Origin of the sequence: Hymenobacter jeollabukensis (assembly GCF_005771675.1) — a bacterium.
GTDB classification, from domain to species: domain Bacteria; phylum Bacteroidota; class Bacteroidia; order Cytophagales; family Hymenobacteraceae; genus Solirubrum; species Solirubrum jeollabukense.
On the sequence record NZ_VAJM01000003.1, the window covers coordinates 63,438 to 84,240 of the forward strand.

Here is a 20,803-nt window from a genome sequence, read left to right on the forward strand (position 1 = left end):
TTTACGGGTTTCGTAACGACTTGACGGTACGTAGGCAGACGAGCTTGGTTAGGCAATAAAAGGAATGCGCGGCAGTCGGCGCTGGCATCCGCTGCCGGAAGTTGCATTAGAACCTATATATGACGCAAGTAAACTTTGCGGGCTGTGTTCTGTAGCGCGGCTGGCGTAGCTTTGTGAAAGCGGTGTGACCAGCTGAACAACGGCGGGCACCTGCTGCGAAAGAACGTCATGCGGACCCTACCGAAGCAGCGCTACCGCTTCGTTTGCCTCACATTGCACGTCATTCCGAGCTTGTCGAGGAATCTCGCGTGCTGACGTCCAAGGGTAACTTGCTCGTTGAGTTTACTCTCCAGCATCAGCACGCAAGATGTCTCGACTTCGCTCGACATGACGAACGCACGAAGCGGTAGCGCTGCTTCGGTAGGGTCCGCATGACGTTCTACAATTCCCTTTTGACTCCAACCCACAAGTTCTCTGCATGAGCGACCAGCCCACCATTATTTTCTCCATGGCGGGGGTAACCAAGGTGTACCCGCCCCAGAAACAGGTTCTCAAGAACATCTACCTCTCGTTCTTCTACGGCGCCAAAATCGGCGTGCTCGGCCTCAACGGCTCGGGTAAGTCCTCGCTGCTGAAGGTCATTGCCGGCGTCGACAAGCAGATTCAGGGCGAAGTCGTCTGGTCGCCGGGCTACTCGGTGGGCTACTTGGAGCAGGAGCCCCAGCTCGACCCGGCCAAGACGGTGCGCCAGGTTATCGAGGAAGGCGTGGCCGAAACGGTGGCCTTGCTCAAGGAGTTCGAGGAAATCAACGAAGCCTTCGGCGGCGAAGACCCCGACTTCGACAAGCTGCTGGAGCGCCAGGGCGTGGTGCAGGAGCGCCTCGACCAGCTCGACGCCTGGAACCTCGACAACAAGCTGGAGCGCGCCATGGACGCGCTGCGCACGCCCCCCGAAGATGCCCTCATCGGCAACCTCTCCGGCGGGGAGAAGCGCCGCGTGGCCCTGTGCCGCCTGCTGCTGCAGGAGCCCGACGTGCTGCTGCTCGACGAACCGACCAACCACCTCGACGCCGAATCGGTGCTGTGGCTGGAGCAGCACCTGCAACAGTACAAGGGCACCGTCATTGCCGTGACCCACGACCGGTACTTCCTCGACAACGTGGCCGGCTGGATCCTGGAGCTGGACCGCGGCGAGGGTATTCCGTGGAAGGGCAACTACTCCTCGTGGCTGGAGCAGAAGTCCAACCGCCTGGCCCAGGAGGAAAAAACCGAGAGCAAGCGCCAGAAAACGCTGCAGCGCGAGCTGGAATGGGTGCGCATGGCCCCGAAAGCGCGCCAGGCCAAGAGCAAGGCCCGCCTCGCCGGCTACGACAAGATGGTGACGGCCGACGCCAAGGAAAAGGAGCAGAAGCTGGAGCTGTTTATCCCCGACGGCCCGCGCCTGGGTGCCCAGGTGATTGAGGCCGAGGGGCTGAGCAAGGCTTTCGGCGACAAGCTGCTGTTCGAAAACCTCTCGTTTGCGCTGCCGCAGGGCGGTATCGTGGGCATCATCGGGCCGAACGGCGCCGGCAAAACCACGCTGTTCCGCCTCATCACCGACCAGATGAAGCCCGACGCGGGCACCTTCGTGGTGGGCCCCACGGTGCAGACGGCCTACGTGGACCAGCAGCACGACACGCTGGACCCCAACAAGTCGGTGTTTGAAACCATCTCGGGCGGCACCGAAACCATGCTGCTGGCTGGCCGGCAGGTGAACTCGCGCGCCTACGTGAGCAACTTCAACTTCCGCGGCGGCGACCAGGAAAAGAAAGTCGGCTCGCTCTCGGGCGGGGAGCGAAACCGCGTGCACCTGGCCACCACCCTCAAGCAGGGCGCCAACCTGCTGCTGCTCGACGAACCGACCAACGACCTCGACGTTAACGCCATCCGCGCCCTGGAAGACGCGCTGGAAAACTTCGCCGGCTGCGCCGTCATCATCAGCCACGACCGGTGGTTTCTCGACCGCCTGGCCACCCACATCCTGGCCTTCGAGGGCGACTCGCAGGTGGTATGGTTCGAGGGCAACTTCTCGGACTACGAGGAGGCCAAGAAGAAGCGCCTGGGGGACGTGGAGCCCAAGCGGGTGCGCTACCGGAGCTTGGGGTAGCACGTGAAATTTATCTGCCTGGCCGATTGCTGTTCAAATAATTCTTTACTTTTGCCTTAACTTTTAAGTGAAGATTCTGGTTGAAGTCGTATGGTTTGCCGAGGGGGCCAAAGCTCGCTTGTACTCGGTGCGGCTGCCGGAGCAGACTGACTCAGAAACAGCCCGCTTCTTCGGCCGGATGCTTGCTCACCCCCGCTACCAATCAGACAAGCGCTTTGGAGCCGCTTTACGAACATTACTTGATTGGCTGGACCGAATTGCCCGGTTGGAAGGCGCGTTGCTGCGCTTCTTCCGACCGGGCGAAGGCCAGGGGCACGCACTGCCCATAGACAAAGGCCCGTTGCGCTTGTATTGCTACCGGTTTGATGACCGGACCCTGCTGCTCTGTGGCGGTGGTATCAAATCAAGCCAGACGGTACAGGAAAGCCCCGACTGCCTGCCGCACTTTCGCTTGATGAATTACGTAGTACAGGCGCTACGGCGGCGCCACGTAGGGCCGGAGCGCTTACCCGAAAACGCTACCCAGGCCTACTCACTTGAAATTGACATCCCCGACGATGAATACCTTAACTGACTTGCTCACTCAACTTTCTCCTCGCGAAGAGGAAAAGCGGTTTGTAGATAAATCGATGCAACTGTCCGGCTTGATTGCCGCAGCTATGAAGCGGAAAGGGCTAACGCAAAAAGCGTTGGCAGACCGGCTGGGTAAGAAGGAGTCGGAAATAAGCCGTTGGCTCAGTGGCTTGCATAACTTCACGCTCAAAAGCCTGACGCGCCTGGAGGCCGTGTTGGAGGAAGACTTGATTCTGACCTTCCGCGACCAGGCGGCTACGGCTGCGCGTACGGCACCGGCCAAGGTACAATGGGCCGAAGCCGAAGACTCCTGGCAACCGCCGATACGTAGTCAGCAGCCCCAGCGCCGTCGCACCGCGCCGATGGAAGAAGTATACACACTCACAGAAGCCGCCTGATGGCTGAAACTCCTGCTGACGCATCGCGTTTTGCGGTTGCGGCCCTGACGCTGTGTCAAGTGCAACTATTGCATCTGACTTTGGACGACACCATGCCTCCCATGGCTGCTCACGGACAGTATGGTTTTAAATCAAAGGCCGACATCCTGTTTAGTTCACTGGAAGCCGACCAACTGCGGGTGGACGTGCACACGGACATCACCATTTCTGCCAAAGCCCGCCCGGCTGGTGCTAAACCGCGCGTAAAAGCTCGTATTGCCGTAGTGTTTGAATACCAAGGGCTGGACGAGTTACGCAAGGACGGAAAGCTGCCCTTGCAACTGGCTCATACGGCCGTCAGTCTAGCCTATTCTACTATGCGCGGGCAGCTGCAGGCGCGGTTGGCGGGTACGTCTTTTGGTGCCGCCATCCTACCAATTATCAGCCCGCAGCAACTGTGGCAGCCACAAGTTACTACGGGAGAATAGCAGCTCACCCGCGCAAGCATGCTGCAGAAATAGGGCGAAGCGGCTGGGCTGTTGTGGCTTTCTTCCATCAGCTAATTTCTCTGTCATTCCTGTATGGATCGAAAAAAACTTCAGGCGCTGCGTGAAAAAGTAGAAGCTATTGCCTTGCCCGCCGCCAAGGATCGGTACGGTCGTAGCGTTGGCTACGAACAAGAGGCGCAAAAAGCGTTGGCTGCTGCGGCTACTGCTGCGGCTGGGTTACTGGGCAAAGCCAAGCTGGTACGCGGGGCCGCCCACCAAAAAAAACTGGTAGAACTGGCCGGAAAGCTGAAAAGCACCGACCATGTCTTCGGGCACGGCCTGCTAGAGGTGCCGGCGCTGCATACGGCCCGAACCATGTTGTTGCGTACCCTCAAAACCATAGAGGCCGAAAGCCGCAAGGTATTTATCGTGCACGGCCGCGACGAGGCCATGCGGCTAGCCGTACAGGGCCTTTTGCACCAAGTGGGCCTAGATGACGTAGTGCTCAGCGAAGCCCTTAACAAAGGCGACACCATCATCGAGAAGTTTGACCGTGAGGCGCGGGCCTGCGGCTACGCCATCGTACTCTGTAGTCCCGACGATGTGGGCGGCCTGAAAGCCGCCGGCAAAGCCACGCCCGCGCTGGCCCCCCGAGCCCGGCAGAACGTGATACTGGAGTTAGGTTACTTCGTGGCTTTGTTGGACCGCCGCCACGTGTTCGTACTCATGGCTGGCAGCGTGGAGATGCCCAGCGACTTTAGCGGCGTGGTGTATGAAGGTTACGACAAAGCAGGAGCTTGGAAGCGCCGCTTGGCCGACGAACTGAGTGCAGCCGGCTTCTATATTGACCCAGCCGTTCGGAAAAAGCTATAAGCTGCTGGGTTCGTTGACCATTTACCTCCACCGCTTCACCCACCTGCGCGTGGCGCGCAGCCGTCAGCACGGTGAGGCCCCGTACAAGCCCGCCCTGCTGCTGGCCGTGCTCGAAGGCATCGAAGACGGCAGCATCCAGGACAACCGCATCTACATCACCCCGGAGCTGCTGGCCGCCTTCCGTAGCCTCTGCCGCGACCTGAGCACCTCCGCGCTGTTTCGGGCCAACGACTTTTCCCTGCCCTTCTACCACCTCACCGGCGACGGGTTCTGGCACCTGCGCACGCTGCCGGGGCTGGAAGTGCTGCTGACGGCTTCGCGCTCGGTCAAAAGCTTCCGCAGCCTGCGCGACACCGTCGAATACGCCACCCTCGATGAGGAACTGTGGGTGCTGCTGCAGGCGCCCGCGGCCCGCGAGGAGCTGCGCCAGGCGCTATTGCACCGCTATTTTCCGCAGACGCGTGGCCGCTACCAGGCCCGCGCCGGGGCTGCCGAGGTGCTGGCCCTGCAGCAGCACATGCTGGCCGCCGAGCCCGCGGCGCTCTACCACGTTCGTCCCCAGCCCGCCGATGAGCTGCAGGTGGCCATTCGCAGCGGCCTGTTCAAGCGCGTGGTGCTGGATGCCTACGACCACACCTGCGCCGTCACGGGCCTGAAGCTGAGCAGCACCCGCAGCGCGGCGCCCAACCCCTTGCTCGACGCCTGTCACATCGTGCCCTGGGCCGTGAGCCAGGACGACAGCCTGCCCAACGGCCTGGCCCTGACGCCCACCCTGCACCGTGCTTTCGACCGCCACCTGTTCTACATCGACGAGGACTATCGGGTGCGCGTGGCCGAGGGCTTCCGCGAGCTGGCCGGCGCCGCCCACGGCCTGCGCCAGTTCGAGGGACAGCGCCTGCACCTGCCCGCCAACCCTACTTGGTATCCCAGCCCCGCCAACCTGCACCGGCAGCGGGGGTGAGGCCGCGCAGGGCGCAGAGGCTTCGGTCAGCTACCCGGGCTGGAATCTGTAGCCGGTAGGCCAAACAACAGAACGTCCTGCTCATCCGGCGTCCGCCCGTCGAAGCACCTCTACCGTTTCGTTGAATTCCGCGGTGTAAATGCTTCGACGGGCGGACGCCGGGTGCGCATGGCCATCCAGCACGTCCACCAGCCTTTGGCCGCTGCGCGCTGCCGGTCTGGGCTCAGCCCGGTAGCATTCTGGAAATTTTCCCGGGGAATGCTACCCTGGTCCGGTAGCATTCAACAATAATTTTCTGCCAATGCTACCGCGGCGCCTTGTTCGTTGGAAAGGCTATGCCCCAGAAAGCCATTCCCTCCGCCACGCTGACCGCCGCCGTCCGCGCCTACCTGGGCCTCTCGCAGCTGGAGCTGGCCCGCTTCCTGGGCGTCACGCGGGGGCAGGTGGCGCACGTTGAGGCGGGGCGCAAGCTGCTGGGCCCCGAAAGCCGCTGCCGCCTCAGCCAGCTGGCCGATCTGCTCCCGGCTCCGCTGGGCCTGGCCCCGGCCGAGCCCGCCGCCCCGGCGCCTGCCAGCAGCACCTTGCCGGCCGCCGCGCCGTTGCGGCAGCGGCTGGCCCGGTGCCGCCGGCGGGCCGCCCAGCTGCAGCAGGCGCTGGCGCAGCACGAGGCCCGGAGCCAGCAGGCCCGGCGCTGGGAGCAGATATTGCCGGCTTTGGAAGCAGCCGTAGCGGCCGATGCGGGGCCGGGGGCGGCGGGCCGGCGCCAGTGGGTGGCGGCCCGGCAGGCAGAAGCCCATGCCGCGCTGGCTGCCGACGAAGCAGCGGCCGAGCTGCTGCTCACCGTGCGCCTGCGTCACCTGCAAGCCGAGGCCGCCGAGCTGGCGCAGCTGCTAGCCGATTTTTACTAGGGTCTGTGGACAGTAACTGGGAAAGTTAGAGCGTGTTGGATTTTGCTGAACAGGCTTCCAGCGCGTCATGCTTCGGCAAGCGGACGCCAGATGCAGCATGACCAAAACCTAAAATCCCAAACACGTTCTTATTCTGAGGCCTTTCCGGACGTCATGCTTTATCTGGCGTCCGCTTGTCGAAGCATGGCGTGCTTTTTACCTAGAGCGTGTTAAAAGTGCTTCTAGAACGTCATGCTGCATCTGGCGTCCGCTTGCCGAAGCATCTCTACCGCTTCGTTGAAGCATCCTTGACGAAGCGGTAGAGATGCTTCGACAAGCGGACGCCAGATGCAGCATGAGCTGAAAATAAAATCCCCAACACCCTCTTACTATCCACACCGCCTGATAAATAGTTGAGCTTGGCAATACTTGGGAAAGGGGCTAGGCGTTCATTACCTGAATTTTAAGTCCACCTTTTAACCGCTTTTACCAATGGCATACTCCGTGAATCTGCTGACCTCCGTAGCCGAGTGCGACGTCCTGCTGGACCAGGCCGCCGCCGACCTAAAGCGGCTCAACAACCGCGCCGCCAACATCGACTACGCCCGCGACGCGTCCAGCGACGTCGCCACCGAAATTCAGGCCGAAATGGCCGGCCTCGACGCCGAAATCGACTCGCTGACCGACCTGGTTCCCACCCTGGCCGCCGGCACCAAAGTCCGCAAGCAAAAAGAGGCCGACCTGCGCCACGCCACCACCCGCCGCGCCGACCTGACCGACCGCCAGGAAGCCCGCGGCCCGGTGGCCCTGCTCACCCGCGAGCGTCAACAGGCCGAGACTACCGCCCGCATCACCGAACTAAATGATTTCATAGCGGCGGTGGAGGCCCGGAAAACGGCGCTGTAAACGACAATCGTAGGCTAATGCAACACTGCCTGTTCCGGTTAGCCGGAACAGGCAGTGTTGCTTGAAAGACTCTCGGCGGGGTGTCGTAAGGGCGGGGTACGGCAACGAGCAGGTAAGCGCGGCGCGGTCCGGCAGCAAGGGTGCTACTCTCCTTGGTGCGGCGCAACGATGTCACCGGTGCGCTGATAGAATGGCTGGGCCACAAAAAAACAGCACCCCGTCAGGCGAGCTATCGGGGCGGTACGCAGCACAGCAGGGCATATGCTAAGCAGCCGCTAGGCTACCGGCGCGACCTACTTGATCTTGCCGGTATTGCTGGTCTTCTTGATGCGCCCGTCCGACTTGAACTTGGTGCCGGGCAGCGGCTCCAGCGTCACGTCGAGGGGCTGGCAGTTGGCCAGTGGCTGCTCCAGGGTGGTGTAGCCGGCGGCCGTGATGAGCAGCACCACGTCGCGCGGAATGGGCTTTTTGGAGGTGACCAGGTAACGGCCCTCGGCATTGGTGCTGAACGCGTCAGTCACGAAGGCTTTGTCGCGGCTGCGCAGCATCACGGTGGCGCCGGTCAGCGGGTAGGCGAAGGCGTCGGTAACGCGGCCGGTGAGCATGGCGCATTCGAGCACCGCGGGCTGCACCGGGGCGCTGGCGACCTGGCTGCTATCGGCCTTGGTGATGGTCGGCTGGGTTTGGGCAGCGGCGGCCAGGGGGAGCAGGCCGATAACGAGGGTAGCCAGGTGTTTCATAGCTGGAGGAACGTGGGAATGAGCGGTCAGGTTCGTGCGGCCACACTTGACCGGTGCTCGACCAGTAATCCAGGGTGAAATTGGACTGGAAAATCTGGTGGGCATCGGTGAAGATACTGAATAATTGGATTGTGTGTTTCGGATCGGAATAATGATGATTTGAAAATAACATAGGCGGGGCTATGCCTTATGATATTGCTGGTGGATTAATTGCACTATTTGTCACGCCTGACTTGGTCTTTGCGGCTGGTTTTTTGAACATTACTCATTGGGCCTTGTAACATAGCGGCGCTGCAGAAGCAGGGAGGCAGCCGTACCACTGGGGTCTACTTGGCATCAGGATGAAATCCAGCCTCCGCGCACGGCTTGGGCTACCAACCCGATCAGGCTGCGGACACCGGCTTTTTGGAGTAGGGCGCGGCGGTGGCTTTCCACGGTGCGCACGCTCAGGCCCAGGTGCCGGGCAATTTCCAGGTTGGTGCAATCATCAACCACCAGGCGCAGAACGTCTAGCTCCCGGCGGCTAAATGGCGTGGGCGGGCCCAAGTGCCGGGCCATGGACGCCGTCGAGGAAAGCCGGCTGCCGGTGGGGTTGCTGAGCCAGGGGTGAATGGCCTGCACCAGCTCCTGCGGCGACGAATGCCGGGGCAGCAGCGTGGTGGCGCTGTGCCGAAGCTCCTGCCGGCAGCGGCGCGCGAGGGGCTGGGCCGTGAGCACCAGCACCGGCTGCTGCGGCCGAAACGCCCGCATGTTGGCAATGAGCAGCGGGAGCCCCTGGCTGGTCGCCGAGCTATCGAGCACAATGAGGCTGAAGGGCTGCCGGTGCACGAGGGCCGGTACTTGGTCGGCGTCGGTCGTCAGCGTGAGTTCCAGCGTGGGCCAGGTGTCGTGCAATGTGGCGAGCAGGCCTTGGCGGTAAAGGGTAGGGGGCGCCCCCACCAGAACGGTGCCGGGACCAGCACTTGCGCAGGAAAACATAGGGGTAGCAGTAGAGGCATACAAACGGGAAAAACGTGGATCAATAGGTGTGTAGCAGGAAGAGTGGCGGCAGTGTAGTGCCTGGAGCGTGTGCTGACAATATGAGTTGTATATTTTATAAATACAATATTGCTATGGTAAAACTCCAGCCTGGCAGATTTGCATAACCGCCAGGCCTTTTGAGCCGATGCCTTACCTTACGGCATCAATGCACTGCTGCCATGCTGATCCTGCCTTCGCCGGAGTTTCTCCAGATCGTTTACCGGGTTGAGCTAAATGTGCTCGTCGGGCGCTGGCTGCAGTCGGTGACGCCTGAGCAGTTGCAGGCCGGCTACCTCGCCCTGCTGGAGGCCGCCAGCGCACGGCAGTGCCGCTGGTGGTTGGTAGATGGCCGGCGGCGGCTGCACTCCCACAAGGCCGATTCGCGCTGGATGATGGACGAATTCTTTCCGCAGCTGGCGCCACGCCTGGGCGGCAAGGTGTACCTGGCCTACCTCTTTACGCCTACGCACCTGGAGGAGCTGCAAGCCGACGCGGACGTGCCCAAGCTCAGCTACTTCGACCACCGGCCCTACCAGGTGCAGCGTTTCATCGAGGAGCAGGCCGCCATGAACTGGCTGGCGCAGATGCACGCCGGCGAGCAAGCGGCAAGCCGCTAAGGACGGGTTTGCTCCGGCTGCCAGCAGCCGGGCCCGGGCCGCGTTACTCTTCCGCCCGCCCAACGGCCAGCAGCTTGCCGTTGTGGCGTCCGCCGTGCTTGATACGGGTACCCGGCAGCAGCTGCAGCGTCACGGCGTTGGCGGTGCCGCTGCGCACGGCCATATCCGCTTCGGTGTAGCCGAGTAGGCTCACGCGTACCTGCTCGCTCGGGTGCGCGCTGGGCAGCGAGAAGACGCCGTCGGCGTTGGTGCTGCACACGTGCCGGGTGCCTTTGATGATGATGGTGGCGCCGGGCAGGGGCTGGCCATCTTCGTCGATAACCTGGCCCTTGATAACCTGCGCCGAATGGTCGGCGGGCAGGCCCGGGGCAACGGCGGTGGCGGGCAGAGCAGGGGCCGTTTGGGCCAGGGCCGAAGTCAGGGGGAAAACCAGGGCCAGAAGGGTCAGAGAGAGGGTGGAGTGCATGGTAATATGGTGTTTGAAATTTATTGTTGAATAAAACTAATCCTGATATCTGTTATATGCAAATAAAAATTAGTTAAAGTAAAGTTTTATGTTGGTCAATGAAAGTTTCCTCTCCATTCTCAGGCCATAACTCAACCGAAATGAGAGTATCAGGCCCGGTGCCGGGGGCGCCAGTTCGTCGGCGGTGCAAGGCTCACCCAATGATGCAACGCGCCCCCACGTGCGAGCCGCGGCGGTCGGATGCGGTAAGTGGATGAGGGTGTCGGCGGCCGGGTCGTTATCCGCCCAACGCCGCTCCTGCGTTGTGGCCGCGTGGCTCAACCGGCTCAGCGCCCGAACGCAAAACCGCCCCGGCCGTTGGGGCGACCGGGGCGGCGGGTTACACGATGGCCTTTTCGGTGGTGGCTTCGACCGGCACGGGCTCCCGCGTGGGACCGATGATGTAGCGCCGGCCCTTGTCGAAGGTGAAGTAGCTCCAGGTCCAGTTCAGAAACACGAACAGGCGGTTGCGGAAGCTGATGAGCGACATCAGGTGCACGAACATCCAGATGATCCAGGCCAGGAAGCCCTGGGTTTTGAGGTCCTTGCCCAGCAGCTTGATGTCGGCCACGGCGTGGTTGCGGCCGATGGTGGCCAGGGAGCCTTTGTCGTCGTAGCGAAAGGGCTGCGGGGCCTGGCCAGCCAGCAGACGCTCCAGGTTGTGGGCCAGCAGCCGGCCCTGCTGCATGGCGGGCTGGGCCAGCATGGGGTGCCCCTCGGGGTACTCCGTCGATTCCATGGCGGCAATGTCGCCGATGGCGAAGATGTGGGGGTGGCCCTTCACCCGGTTGAACTCGTCGACGGCGTAGCGGCCGCCCTTGCGCAGGCACTCGGGCGGCAGGCCGTCGACCGGGGCGCCGGCCACGCCCGCGGCCCAGATGAGCGTGCGGGTGACGAGGGTTTCGCCGGTGTTGAGCGTGACGGTGTAGCCGTCGTACGATTTGACGCGCTTGTTCAGGTGCACCTGCACGCCAAAGCGCTCCAGATACTCCAGCGACTTGCGCGAGGCCTCGGCCGACATGCCCTTCAGCAGCAGGTCGCCGCTCTGGATGAGGTGAATGTCCATCTGCCGGAAGTCCAGCTCGCGGTAGTCCTTCGGAAAGATGTGCTTGCGCAGCTCGCTCAGGGCCCCCGCAATTTCGACGCCCGTGGGGCCGCCGCCCACGATGACGAAGTCGAGCAGGGAGTTGAGCTGGACTTCGTCGCCGAGCTGCAGGGCCTTCTCGAAGTTCGACAGCACCGTGTTGCGCAGCTCGATGGCGTCCATCACGCTCTTCATGGCAATGGCGTTGCGCTCCATTTCGGCGTCGCCAAAGTAGTTGGTGGTGGCGCCGGTGGCCAGCACCAGGTAGTCGTAGCGCACCAGCCCGATGGAGGTTTCCACCACCTGCCGCTCGGCGTCGATGCGCTGCACTTCGGCCAGGCGGAAGAAGAGGTTTTCCTGCTCGTCGAGGATTTTGCGGAAGGGCGACACCACCGCGTCGACCTCCAGGCCGGCGGTGGCCACCTGGTAGAGCAGGGGCTGGAAGGTGTGGTAGTTCTGCTTGTCGATGAGCACGACCTGCACCGGGGCGTGGCGCAGGGCCTTGGCCAGCTCCAGGCCGCCAAAACCGCCGCCCACGATAACCACGCGGGGCTTGCCGAGGTCTTCGATTTTGGCCAGGCCTTCCATAAGCAGCGGGGGAGTAAGACGTGAGGTGGGCAATGATACGGCCGCAGGGCGGGAAGGGCTGCGTCAATCTGGTGGCAGGTACGAAATGCCGGTAAAATGAACCGGAAATCATGCAAGCGCCTTACATAAGTACAAGGATGGCCGGGAAGTAAGCTGGCCGGCCTTACTTTTATCACCGGCCGCGCTGGCCGTTTTCTCCTCGCCCATGCACTTTCTGGTCGACACTCCCGGGCTGGTCATCAGCCACGACGCCGCCAACGAGTGGCTGTACTGCGACTGGCGCGGGCTGCACGACCAGGAGTCGTCGCAGGCGGCGTGCCTGCTGATGCTGGAGGCGCTGCGCCGGCAGCCCTGCCGCAAGATTCTCAACGACAACTCGGGCGTGACGCGGCAAACTATGCAGCTCACCCTGTGGGGCGCGTGGTGGCTGGAGGAAATGACCAGCGCCGGGCTGCAGTACCTGGCCTGGGTATTCCCGCGCGACTTCATGATGCGGCAGCACACCGAGCAGGCCCTGCAGCACATCGAGCGGCCGGTGGTGGTGGCCTTCGGCGACGTGGCTTCGGCCTACGTGTGGCTGCAGCAACAATCATAGGTACCGGTAGCATGCCGCTCACGGCCTTATCGGAATACGGCCGGCAACGGCTGTAAAAGCATTTTTGCGCCCATGAATCGCGTAAAATTACCCGATGAGACGTATAATTACCTGATTTATAGGTATAACCATTGTCGGAATGTCCCTTGTAAGCGTTGTGTGAACGAGTAGTCTATAACTGGTAGTATGAACATTGTAAGGTGGGTTTGACTGGCTTGGGTGGATAACTTGCTGGTTAGCAACCGATTGATAACTAGGCTGCCGCGGACGCAGTTGGTCTGGCCTGGCGTGGATTAACAGGACGAGCGGCGGAAATCATAGTCACAATCCAGGGTGAATCTTCCTGTAGCCTGGCCGGGGAAGGGGGTAAGATTGGGTCAGTTTTCAACCCCATCAACCCTTTTTCTCTTGCTCATGTCAGCTAATTCGACACCCAGCATTGCCCCCGGTGCCCTGGCTACGCCCGGTACTCCCAATGGTCCTAAGTTCACGCTTTCCGCCCCCGAGTGGCTGGCCATTCAGACGTACGTGAAAGATGCCCTGGCGCTGCCCACTACCTCCGACGCCTTCCGCGCTTCGCTGGGGGCCGGCGCGCCGAGCGACTTGTCCGATTTTCAGGAGCTGATTGATTGCTACAAATCGATTAACGCTCACTGCACCACCTGGCAGACCACGACCTTCCCCGCCAGCGTGAGCCTGGCCAGCGACGTGAGCTTCTACGGCACCAAAAAAGCGCCCATCTACTACGCCGCCATCCAGCAGGAAGCCGACATCCTGAGCAACGACCCCGACAACGCCCAGGCCCTGAAGGCGCTGAAAGCCATCCTGGACAACCTCACCCAGCAGGCCCAGACCTACGCCGACCACGCCCAGCAGGTGTACAACCAGATTCAGGACTTCGCCAACCAGACCGCCGCTGACAAGACGACGCTGGTGGGAACCGACGGCCAGAGCGGGCTGCTGAAAAAGTACAACGACAAGTACGGGGCGACGAGCACCGAAGTGCAGCAGCTCACCCAGCAGATCAAAGACCAGCAGCAAATCCTGAAGGACGCTACCAACGAGTATAACCACGACGTAATCGTGGCGGCTACCTCGCCCACCTACGCCTGGATATTCCCGGCTGGCACCATCGCCGCCGCCGTGGTGGCGGGGGTATACGGCAAGCGCGCCACCGACGCCCTCGATCTGATGCACGCCACGCAGGCCCAGATCAGCTCGATGAGCGCCACGCTGGCCGCCGACACCAATCTGATGATAGCCATCCACAATGCCGAAATCGGCATGAACACCATTACCCAGGAGCTGTCGGCGGCGCTGCCGGTGATTCAGAAGATTCAGGGCCTGTGGGGCAGCATCAAAGACGACCTGACGAGCATCGTGGCCCTCATCGACTCGGACATCCGGCAGGCCTTGCCCATCATCATGAACCTGGGCATTGCCGAGGCCATTCAGGCCTGGAAAGACGTGGCGGCCGAAGCCGATATCTACCGCATGAACGCCTACATCACGGTGGACAACCAAAGCACGGACCCGGCCGCAGTACCCGCCGAGCCCGCCGCTGCGGCTGTTTAGTCCCCTGCTTCGACTGCTGACTATGGAAAGCAATTCGCAACTACCGCAGAGCGCCGCCGACTGGGCGGCGCTCTACAACGGGCTGGAAGTGCAGGCCCGGGTGCCGCACGCCACCGACGCCGGTATTTCGGCCGTAAATGCCACCTTCCGGGCCATGTACCTGAACCTGCAGGACGTGCGCAGCCAACTTGACGCGGCCGGCGTGACGCCGCCCGTGGTGACGCTGTACGCCGATGTGCTGACGGTGCCCGACCACTTCACCTGGGTGCTCAACGGCGCGGCGCTGGTGGTGCAGGCCCGCCGCGTGGAAGTGGGCGCGCAGGCCGCCGTGGTGCTGGATTTCCGGCAGACCAGCACGGCCAGCTTCGTGTTTTTCGCGGCCGAGGGCAGCGGCACCTGGACGGTGCAGGCCGTGGTGGCCGGCCAGCCGCAGCCAAGCACCTTCGCGCTGACGGCGCCGCTGGCCAGCGCCGGGGTGCACATTGGGCTGGACCCGCAAGCGGGGAAACCGGCCCAGCAGCCACTGACCTACGCGCAGGGCCTGCCCGCCGAGCTGCCGGAAGCCCTGCCGCTCGCGCTGACCAACGCATTCCTGTTTGGGTCGCTGCTCTACGACCAAAACCCGCCGCTGGCCCTGGGCATTATGACCTGGGTGAAAAACTGGGCGGCCGAAGCCGACGAACTGTCGGGCCTGTTCTGGCGCAGCACCTCCCTGGCCACGCTGCTCACCTCGCAGCTCAACGCGCAGGCCAACGGGGCCACCTTCGTGCCCTACCTCACGGCCAGCGTGTACGGGCAGCTGGCCGAGGCCTTCGTGGACGAGGCGCGGCAGTACGAGTCGGATTACATGGCGCTGAACACGCAGAGCGTGCTGACGGCGGAAAACATTGAGCAGGCCAAGGCCTTGCGCGACAACGCCCAGTACCAGAGTGCCTACGTGCAAGGGCTGAAGCAGCAGGCCGGCACCAACTACCAGAACGCCCAGGCGGCCGTCGACAAGGCGCTGCAGAACTTCCGCGCCCAGCAGCTCAAAGCCCAGTCGATTGGTATCAACTTCGAAAACATCGGCCTGCCCGAGTACGAGCGGAAGGCCATTGCTGAGGCCATTTTTGAGCTGGCCGGGGCCGTGGTCGTGTTTGCCGGCGCCATTGCGCTGATGGCCGTGGGGCAGGAGGAAGCCGCCCCGGCCGCCGCCGGCGCGGCCGTGGCCACCGCCGATTCGGTAGCCGCGGCGGCCACCACGGCGTCGACCATTGCCAAGCTGGCCAAGGAGCTGAGCGAGGTGATGAAGACCCTGAAAAAGCTGGTGGAAGGCTTGCAGAAGGTGTACGAGCTGTCCATGGCCATCGTGAAGGCGGCCAGCGACATTCAGGGGGCCCAGGGCTCGGTGAAGCAGCTGCAGGACATGGACCTCGACGCCGAAGGGGCCGACCTTTCGGCGGCCGACGCCTGGCAGATTTTCAGCCTGCACGTGCACGGGGTGATGGCCGAGCCCATTGCCAAGGGCATCGGCTATGCCCAGGACTACCAGGATGCGCTCGACGTGCTGGTGATTTACGGGCAGTCGTTGTCGTCGGCGCAGCTGGCGGCGGTGCAGGCCGGGCAGGAGTATGCCCGCGTGCTGCTGCAGGAGCAGCTGGCCGCGCAGCAGCAGGCCCGGCTGGACGCCTACGTAAATTCGCTCACGGCCGGGCAGAGCATCACGGCCGCCGTGATGCAGCAGTTCTACCAGCGCTACCTCGACGCGAAAGAGTCGCTGCTGGCGGCGCTGCAAAACTACCGCGCCTCCTACTTCTACTGGGCAATGGCTGCCTCGCAGGTGCGGCCGCAGGTTATCGACCCGGTCAACAACCTCGAAACCGGGCTGCAGTCGCTCACGGCCATGAAGCTGGACCAAGCCGCGGCCCTGGAACACTTCAACCCGGCGCCCGAAACCATGAGCAACAAGCAAGTGGACATCACCGATCCGGACTTCCTGGCCGCCCTGCGGCAGCAGAAGCCGGCCACCTGGGCCATGCCGGCCGACGAGGCCGACTTCCTGGGCCTGAACCGGGTGCGCATTACGGCCGTGCGCGCCTGGCTGGAAGGAGCCCGGCCCCAGGGCCAGCAGAAAATCAGCCTGAGCATCCGAACCTCGGGCAGCTACCGCGACCAGCTGGACGGCTCGGGCTACCAATTTACCAGCGCCCCGCTCAAGCGCCCGTTTGAGTACCACGTGGAAGCCCCGGCCTCGCACCAACCCAACCCCGACTGGCAGTTCGCCGACGGCACCCTGGGCTTCATCGAACTGGATGGGAACGTGGACCGCGAAGTGCAGTACGCGTACTTCCAGCCCACGCCGTTCACGGAGTGGACCATTCAGGTCAACCCCGCGCCGGCCAACGCGGGCCTCGACCTCTCGCAGGTCAGCAAAGTCACGCTGCAGTTCGAGGGAAGCGCCATCGGTACGGTGGTGCTGCGACGGGCGCAGCAGGCCGCTCCGGCCGCGCTGGCTGCCGAAGCCAGCGCCTGACGAGGGCCGCCGCGGCGCGGGCGCAGCAGCCCGCGCCGCGGCGAGCCTGCTGCGGTTCTTTTATCCTTCACCCACCCTGTTTTATGTCCTTGAAAATAGCCAGCGCCTCCGTGGCCGACTTATACACCGTGCCCGCCAGCGCCTGGGCGGCCATTCACCAGCGGGTGAAAATGGCCCAGATAGCGCAGCCCATGGCGAGCGAAATTCAGACGATGCTGCCGCATTTTCCGGACCTGGTAACGGCTTGCCAGCAGTGGCAGTCGAGCACTTTTCCGGCCATCGTGGCCCAGAGCCGCCTGTTGGCGGCCTATGCCGCGCAGGCCTTGCAGGACTTTACCCCCCTGGCAGCCACGGTAGCGGCTCTGGACCCGGGGGCGCCGCTGGACCCGGCGGTTCACTCGCAGGCCCAGGCGGCCTTGCTCGGGCTGAGCCAGCGCACCAGCGTGCTCAGCAAGGCGTTTGACGACCTGAAGCCCCAGATCAATAACTTTTACATCGTCAACGGGCAGGTGGACACCGAAGCGGCCCGCTATGCGGGCCAGTTGGGTTTCCTGGGCGAGTCTATCACCAAAGTAACACAAGCCGTGGACGACGCCACCGGCCAGGTGCTAGGGGAGTGGGGCGCAATTGCCGACGATCTGGACACGCTGACCGCGCAACAGGTGGACCTGACGGTGGATGTGCTCCTCTCGTTGGAACTGCAAACGGCGCTGCTGGTCTGGCAGGGCATTGGGGAAGAGGTAGCGGGCTTCCAGCGCAATTTGGTCGATCAGGCGGCGGTAGCCACGGCATAACCTCGTACTTCCTATGTTTTCCTCTTTCCTGCAGGCCGCCCAGGCCGGACCCGTCGCCGAAGCCGAACTGCTGCCGCTTTCGAATCAGGGCCGGCTGCGCGTCACCTACAACTGGCTGTACTCCGCCCTGAACTGTGACCCCAACGACAATTCCACCTTTCTGTGGGTGGTGTATAAGCTCGACAACGGGCACGTGGCGCTTTCGCCCAAAGGGGGCTACGGCGGCCGTACGCTCTACGCCAGCGTGCGCGACGACTGGAATTACTACGTGCAGACCCAGGCGCCGCACTCCGCGGACTGGATTACCGCCATCGGCCGCGACGAAATCCTGACGTTGAGCCAGCCCGACCTGTTCGTGCGCCTGCAGGGCTTCAACGGGCTCTACCTGAGCGTGAATGCCAACATGGATGCGCAAGGCAACCACAGCGGCTACCGCGTGATGAGTTCGGCGCCGCAGTGGGGGCCGGCCAGTACCTGGTTTCTGCGACCCGTCAACTCGCTGCAGGCCGGGCTGGCACTGCCGCCGCCGCCCACGGCCGAGGCTATGCGGCAGGCCCTGAGCGGCCTGGGTCAGTCCGTCACCGATGCCACGGTGGCCAGCTTGCTGCAGAGTTAGGCCACCGGCTGGTGGTTCGAGCAGAAAAGCCCCTGGTTCGTTCAATCCGCGTGGTTGGCCGAGCCAGGGGTTTTTCGTGCGGGCCGGAGTCGTGGGGCCACCGCGCAAGCGGCCGGGCACGTACTGCTACATCTGCACCCACGCCGCTTTGCCATGCCCCTTGCTCCCGGCCGCTACCGCAACCCCGTCCTCGACGCCGACTTCCCGGACCCGACCATCATCCGGGCCCCCGACGGTTGGTACTACGCCTACGGCACTCAAACCAAGCTGTTCGGGGGGCGCATCGTGAACCTGCAAGTGGCCCGCTCCCGGGACCTGGTGCACTGGGACTACCTCGGCGAAGGACTGCCCGAAAAACCCGTCTGGGCGCGCACCACGCAGGAAATCTGGGCCCCACACGTCAGTGAGCACGCGGGGCGCTACTACCTCTACTACTCCGCCGAGCCCGACCACGGCCCGGGCCTGTGCCTGGCCGTGGCCACCGCCGGGGCGCCCGCCGGCCCGTTCACGGACATCGGCCGGCCGCTGCGGCAAACCGGGTTGCCGGGCTTCGCCGACATCGACCCGATGGCCTTCGATGACCCTGCCACGGGCCGCCGCTGGCTGTACTGGGGCTCGGGCTTCGGGCCGCTGCGGGTGCAGGAGCTGGCCGAGGACCGGGTGAGCTTCCTCGCCGGTAGCCAGCCCATTGAGGTGCTGCCCGCCCGCCCCGACGACCCGCACCACTACCACCGCCTCATCGAGGGCAGCTGGTTGCTGTGGCGCCACGGCTGGTACTACCTGTTCTACTCCGGCAACAACTGCTGCGGGCCCGACGCGCACTACGGCGTGCTGGTGGCCCGGGCCCGCGCCGCCACCGGGCCCTTCGAGACGCTGGCCGATGCCACCGGCGGCCCGGGCGCCATCCTCGAAGCCTCGCCCGACTGGCGCGCCCCCGGCCACAACTGCGTCGTGACCGACGCGGCCGGGCAGGACTGGCTGGCCTACCACGCCATCGACCCGGCCCAGCCCACCTTCAACGCCATCGACGCCGACCAGGGCTACTCGCGCCGCGTGATGCTGCTCGACCGTTTGGAGTACTCGGCCGACGGCTGGCCGCGGCTGAGCACCGGCGGCGTGGCCTCGCGCTGGCCCGTGGCGGCGCCGGTCGGATAAACCCCGTTTCGCGCTACCTGAGTTACTGCCTATGTCCCGATTTTCGCTTTTCTGCCTGCTGCTGCTGTTCGTGCGCGCCGCGCACGCCCAACCTTCCCCGCGCCAGCTGTACCCGGCGTTGTTTAAAGCCGTGCAGCTCGGCCACGTATTCCCCGACGGCAAGACCTTCGTGGATGCCCGGCCCCGCCGTAACCCGGCCGACATCGAGCGGCTGTACTTGCAGCAGCGCGGGCAGTCGGGCTTCAGCTTGCCAGGCTTCGTGGCGCAGCACTTCGAGCTGCCCGCGGCGGCCACGGCCACTTACCGCAGCCACCCGGCCGCCGGCCTGCGCCACCACCTCGACACGCTCTGGACGGTGCTGACGCGCCAGCCCCAGGACTCGGTGGGCCGGTACAGCTCGCTGCTGCCGCTGCCCCGGCCCTACGTGGTGCCGGGCGGCCGTTTTCGCGAGGTGTACTACTGGGATTCGTACTTCACCATGCTGGGTTTGCGCGAAAGTGGCCGTACGCCCCTGATTCGCGGCATGGTCGACAATTTTGCCAGTCTGATTTCCCGGCAGGGCTTTATCCCAAACGGCAACCGCAGCTACTACCTCACCCGCTCGCAGCCGCCGTTTTTCAGCCAGATGGTGGAGCTGCTGGCCCAGGTGCAGGGCGACTCGGTGCGCCGCCGCTACCAGCCCCAGCTGCTGCGCGAGTACCAGTACTGGATGGCCGGCGCCGACTCGCTGCGGCCCGGCGAGGCCCGCCGCTGCGCCGTGCGCCTGCCCGGCGGCGAGGTGCTCAACCGCTACTGGGACGCCGGCGACTACGCCCGCGAGGAATCCTACGCCGAAGACGTGGCCACCGCCAAGCAAAGCCGGCAGCCCGCGCCGCAGTTTTACCGCAACGTGCGCGCCGCCGCCGCCTCGGGCTGGGACTTCAGCACCCGTTGGTTCGGGGCGGGCGGTACGCTGGCCAGCATCCGCACCACCGAGCTGCTGCCCGTCGACCTGAACTGCCTGCTCTACGGCCTGGAGCAGACCCTGGCCCGCGGCTACCGCCAACAGGGCCACGCGGCCCAGGCCAGCGCCTTCGAGCAGCGGGCTGAGGCGCGCAAAAAAGCCCTGCTGCGCTACTGCTGGGACGCCGGGCAGGGCTGGTTTGTCGACTACGACCTGACAACGCGGCAGCCGGCGCGGGTACGTACCCTGGCCGCCGCGTTTCCGCTGTACTTCGGCCTGGCTACCCAGGAGCAGGCGCAGCGGGTAGCGGCCGGCCTGCAACGAGACTTCCTGAAGCCCGGCGGTCTGGTGACGACGCTCACGCGCAGCGGGCAGCAGTGGGACGCGCCCAACGGCTGGGCCCCGCTGCAGTACGTAGCCATCGAGGGGCTGGAGCGGTATCAGCAGAGCAAGCTGGCGCGCACCGTGGCCACGCGCTGGGTGGCGCTGAACGTGCGCGTGTTCAACCAGACGGGCAAGCTGCTGGAGAAGTACAACGTGGAAGACACCGCGCTGACGGCCGGCGGCGGCGAGTACCCCACGCAGGATGGCTTCGGCTGGACCAACGGCGTGCTGCTGACCTTGATGAATCGGTACAAAATCGGGCCGGCGAAATAGAGTTGCCTGTCATCCTGAGGCGCAGCCGAAGGACCTTCCTCCAACCCCGCACGAACGAAGAAGCGCAGCCACCAACGCCCTATCGTTTGGGCATGGTGGCTGCGCTTTTTCGTTAGTGCGCTTCTTTCAAAAAGCGTCTGCTCTTCGTAAGTCGCGGCGGTACAGGGCCCGAGGAAGGTCCTTCGGCTACG

At 63.9% G+C, this 20,803-nt stretch carries 20 protein-coding genes; 16 read left to right on the forward strand and 4 right to left on the reverse strand.

All coding sequences use genetic code 11. The features are described 5' to 3' along the window. Nucleotides 1-478: 478 nt before the first annotated feature. The 8 genes from ettA to FDY95_RS07710 all read left to right on the forward strand — a co-directional run bounded on the left by ettA (nt 479) and on the right by FDY95_RS07710 (nt 7,211). A complete protein-coding gene (ettA, locus tag FDY95_RS07675; protein ID WP_138076345.1) occupies nt 479-2,146 on the forward strand; it encodes an energy-dependent translational throttle protein EttA in 1,668 nt (555 codons plus the stop codon). Between the two features lie 67 nt (nt 2,147-2,213). Further along, entirely contained in the window at nt 2,214-2,720 is a 507-nt protein-coding gene (locus FDY95_RS07680) for a hypothetical protein (protein WP_138076347.1), read from the forward strand. Continuing rightward, complete coding sequence (locus FDY95_RS07685; RefSeq protein WP_246073961.1) at nt 2,704-3,117, forward strand: helix-turn-helix domain-containing protein; 414 nt, start codon at nt 2,704-2,706, stop codon at nt 3,115-3,117. Before FDY95_RS07680 ends, FDY95_RS07685 begins: the two co-directional genes overlap by 17 nt. Further along, on the forward strand, nt 3,117-3,584 hold the full coding sequence (locus FDY95_RS07690; RefSeq protein WP_138076348.1) for a hypothetical protein: 468 nt from the start codon (nt 3,117-3,119) through the stop codon (nt 3,582-3,584). The genes FDY95_RS07685 and FDY95_RS07690 overlap by 1 nt, the downstream gene beginning before the upstream one ends. A 93-nt stretch (nt 3,585-3,677) precedes the next feature. Continuing rightward, nucleotides 3,678-4,457, forward strand: coding sequence for a TIR domain-containing protein (locus FDY95_RS26570; RefSeq protein ID WP_212744872.1), 780 nt, complete (start codon nt 3,678-3,680; stop codon nt 4,455-4,457). A 13-nt stretch (nt 4,458-4,470) separates the two neighbouring features. Next, on the forward strand, nt 4,471-5,418 hold the full coding sequence (locus tag FDY95_RS07700) for an HNH endonuclease (protein WP_138076350.1): 948 nt from the start codon (nt 4,471-4,473) through the stop codon (nt 5,416-5,418). Nucleotides 5,419-5,753: 335 nt separating this feature from the next. Continuing rightward, a complete protein-coding gene (locus tag FDY95_RS07705) occupies nt 5,754-6,326 on the forward strand; it encodes a helix-turn-helix domain-containing protein (RefSeq protein WP_138076352.1) in 573 nt (190 codons plus the stop codon). A 471-nt stretch (nt 6,327-6,797) separates the two neighbouring features. Beyond that, nucleotides 6,798-7,211, forward strand: coding sequence for a hypothetical protein (locus tag FDY95_RS07710; protein ID WP_138076354.1), 414 nt, complete (start codon nt 6,798-6,800; stop codon nt 7,209-7,211). A gap of 293 nt (nt 7,212-7,504) precedes the next feature. Here the strand turns inward: FDY95_RS07710 and FDY95_RS07715 are convergent, their stop codons facing one another. Both FDY95_RS07715 and FDY95_RS26750 read right to left on the reverse strand, forming a co-directional pair. After that, the gene (locus FDY95_RS07715) at nt 7,505-7,951 is read right to left on the reverse strand and encodes a carboxypeptidase-like regulatory domain-containing protein (protein ID WP_171025582.1); all 447 of its coding nucleotides are present in this window, start codon (nt 7,949-7,951) and stop codon (nt 7,505-7,507) included. 336 nt (nt 7,952-8,287) lie between these two features. Further along, the gene (locus FDY95_RS26750; RefSeq protein WP_138076358.1) at nt 8,288-8,929 is read right to left on the reverse strand and encodes a response regulator transcription factor; all 642 of its coding nucleotides are present in this window, start codon (nt 8,927-8,929) and stop codon (nt 8,288-8,290) included. Nucleotides 8,930-9,150: 221 nt separating this feature from the next. Between FDY95_RS26750 and FDY95_RS07725 the strand changes: the two genes are divergently transcribed. Then, complete coding sequence (locus tag FDY95_RS07725; protein ID WP_138076360.1) at nt 9,151-9,588, forward strand: hypothetical protein; 438 nt, start codon at nt 9,151-9,153, stop codon at nt 9,586-9,588. 43 nt (nt 9,589-9,631) lie between these two features. Here the strand turns inward: FDY95_RS07725 and FDY95_RS07730 are convergent, their stop codons facing one another. Both FDY95_RS07730 and FDY95_RS07735 read right to left on the reverse strand, forming a co-directional pair. After that, nucleotides 9,632-10,054 (reverse strand): carboxypeptidase-like regulatory domain-containing protein, encoded by a 423-nt coding sequence (locus FDY95_RS07730; RefSeq protein WP_138076362.1) that lies wholly within the window; start codon nt 10,052-10,054, stop codon nt 9,632-9,634. A gap of 379 nt (nt 10,055-10,433) precedes the next feature. Next, complete coding sequence (locus tag FDY95_RS07735; RefSeq protein WP_138076364.1) at nt 10,434-11,765, reverse strand: NAD(P)/FAD-dependent oxidoreductase; 1,332 nt, start codon at nt 11,763-11,765, stop codon at nt 10,434-10,436. 205 nt (nt 11,766-11,970) lie between these two features. On the opposite strand from FDY95_RS07735, the gene FDY95_RS07740 reads away from it, so the two are divergent. The 7 genes from FDY95_RS07740 to treA all read left to right on the forward strand — a co-directional run bounded on the left by FDY95_RS07740 (nt 11,971) and on the right by treA (nt 20,612). Continuing rightward, nucleotides 11,971-12,360, forward strand: a complete 390-nt coding sequence (locus FDY95_RS07740) for a hypothetical protein (RefSeq protein WP_138076366.1) — start codon at nt 11,971-11,973, stop codon at nt 12,358-12,360. 414 nt (nt 12,361-12,774) lie between these two features. After that, complete coding sequence (locus FDY95_RS07745) at nt 12,775-13,935, forward strand: alpha-xenorhabdolysin family binary toxin subunit A (RefSeq protein WP_138076368.1); 1,161 nt, start codon at nt 12,775-12,777, stop codon at nt 13,933-13,935. A 22-nt stretch (nt 13,936-13,957) separates the two neighbouring features. After that, nucleotides 13,958-16,447, forward strand: a complete 2,490-nt coding sequence (locus FDY95_RS07750; RefSeq protein WP_138076370.1) for a hypothetical protein — start codon at nt 13,958-13,960, stop codon at nt 16,445-16,447. An 83-nt stretch (nt 16,448-16,530) separates the two neighbouring features. Further along, nucleotides 16,531-17,241, forward strand: a complete 711-nt coding sequence (locus FDY95_RS07755; RefSeq protein WP_138076372.1) for a hypothetical protein — start codon at nt 16,531-16,533, stop codon at nt 17,239-17,241. A 13-nt stretch (nt 17,242-17,254) separates the two neighbouring features. Next, nucleotides 17,255-17,857 carry a hypothetical protein gene (locus tag FDY95_RS07760; RefSeq protein ID WP_138076373.1) on the forward strand — a complete coding sequence of 201 codons (603 nt, stop codon included), beginning with the start codon at nt 17,255-17,257 and terminating at the stop codon, nt 17,855-17,857. Between the two features lie 153 nt (nt 17,858-18,010). Further along, on the forward strand, nt 18,011-19,012 hold the full coding sequence (locus FDY95_RS07765) for a glycoside hydrolase family 43 protein (protein WP_138076375.1): 1,002 nt from the start codon (nt 18,011-18,013) through the stop codon (nt 19,010-19,012). A 31-nt stretch (nt 19,013-19,043) separates the two neighbouring features. Next, nucleotides 19,044-20,612: an alpha,alpha-trehalase TreA gene (gene treA, locus FDY95_RS07770; RefSeq protein WP_138076377.1), complete on the forward strand. Its 1,569-nt coding sequence runs from the start codon at nt 19,044-19,046 to the stop codon at nt 20,610-20,612. Nucleotides 20,613-20,803 lie beyond the last annotated feature (191 nt).

Excerpts from the sequence above, each read along its gene's own strand:
- FDY95_RS07735 (WP_138076364.1), bottom strand. The coding sequence starts at position 11,765 with ATGGAAGGCCTGGCCAAAATCGAAGACCTCGGCAAGCCCCGCGTGGTT.
- FDY95_RS07685 (WP_246073961.1), top strand. The coding sequence starts at position 2,704 with ATGAATACCTTAACTGACTTGCTCACTCAACTTTCTCCTCGCGAAGAG.
- FDY95_RS07755 (WP_138076372.1), top strand. The coding sequence starts at position 16,531 with ATGTCCTTGAAAATAGCCAGCGCCTCCGTGGCCGACTTATACACCGTG.
- treA (WP_138076377.1), top strand. The coding sequence starts at position 19,044 with ATGTCCCGATTTTCGCTTTTCTGCCTGCTGCTGCTGTTCGTGCGCGCC.
- FDY95_RS07730 (WP_138076362.1), bottom strand. The coding sequence starts at position 10,054 with ATGCACTCCACCCTCTCTCTGACCCTTCTGGCCCTGGTTTTCCCCCTG.
- FDY95_RS07705 (WP_138076352.1), top strand. The coding sequence starts at position 5,754 with ATGCCCCAGAAAGCCATTCCCTCCGCCACGCTGACCGCCGCCGTCCGC.
- FDY95_RS07710 (WP_138076354.1), top strand. The coding sequence starts at position 6,798 with ATGGCATACTCCGTGAATCTGCTGACCTCCGTAGCCGAGTGCGACGTC.
- FDY95_RS07690 (WP_138076348.1), top strand. The coding sequence starts at position 3,117 with ATGGCTGAAACTCCTGCTGACGCATCGCGTTTTGCGGTTGCGGCCCTG.
- FDY95_RS07725 (WP_138076360.1), top strand. The coding sequence starts at position 9,151 with ATGCTGATCCTGCCTTCGCCGGAGTTTCTCCAGATCGTTTACCGGGTT.
- FDY95_RS26750 (WP_138076358.1), bottom strand. The coding sequence starts at position 8,929 with ATGTTTTCCTGCGCAAGTGCTGGTCCCGGCACCGTTCTGGTGGGGGCG.
- FDY95_RS07765 (WP_138076375.1), top strand. The coding sequence starts at position 18,011 with ATGCCCCTTGCTCCCGGCCGCTACCGCAACCCCGTCCTCGACGCCGAC.
- FDY95_RS07715 (WP_171025582.1), bottom strand. The coding sequence starts at position 7,951 with ATGAAACACCTGGCTACCCTCGTTATCGGCCTGCTCCCCCTGGCCGCC.
- FDY95_RS07760 (WP_138076373.1), top strand. The coding sequence starts at position 17,255 with ATGTTTTCCTCTTTCCTGCAGGCCGCCCAGGCCGGACCCGTCGCCGAA.
- FDY95_RS07745 (WP_138076368.1), top strand. The coding sequence starts at position 12,775 with ATGTCAGCTAATTCGACACCCAGCATTGCCCCCGGTGCCCTGGCTACG.
- FDY95_RS26570 (WP_212744872.1), top strand. The coding sequence starts at position 3,678 with ATGGATCGAAAAAAACTTCAGGCGCTGCGTGAAAAAGTAGAAGCTATT.
- FDY95_RS07750 (WP_138076370.1), top strand. The coding sequence starts at position 13,958 with ATGGAAAGCAATTCGCAACTACCGCAGAGCGCCGCCGACTGGGCGGCG.
- ettA (WP_138076345.1), top strand. The coding sequence starts at position 479 with ATGAGCGACCAGCCCACCATTATTTTCTCCATGGCGGGGGTAACCAAG.
- FDY95_RS07740 (WP_138076366.1), top strand. The coding sequence starts at position 11,971 with ATGCACTTTCTGGTCGACACTCCCGGGCTGGTCATCAGCCACGACGCC.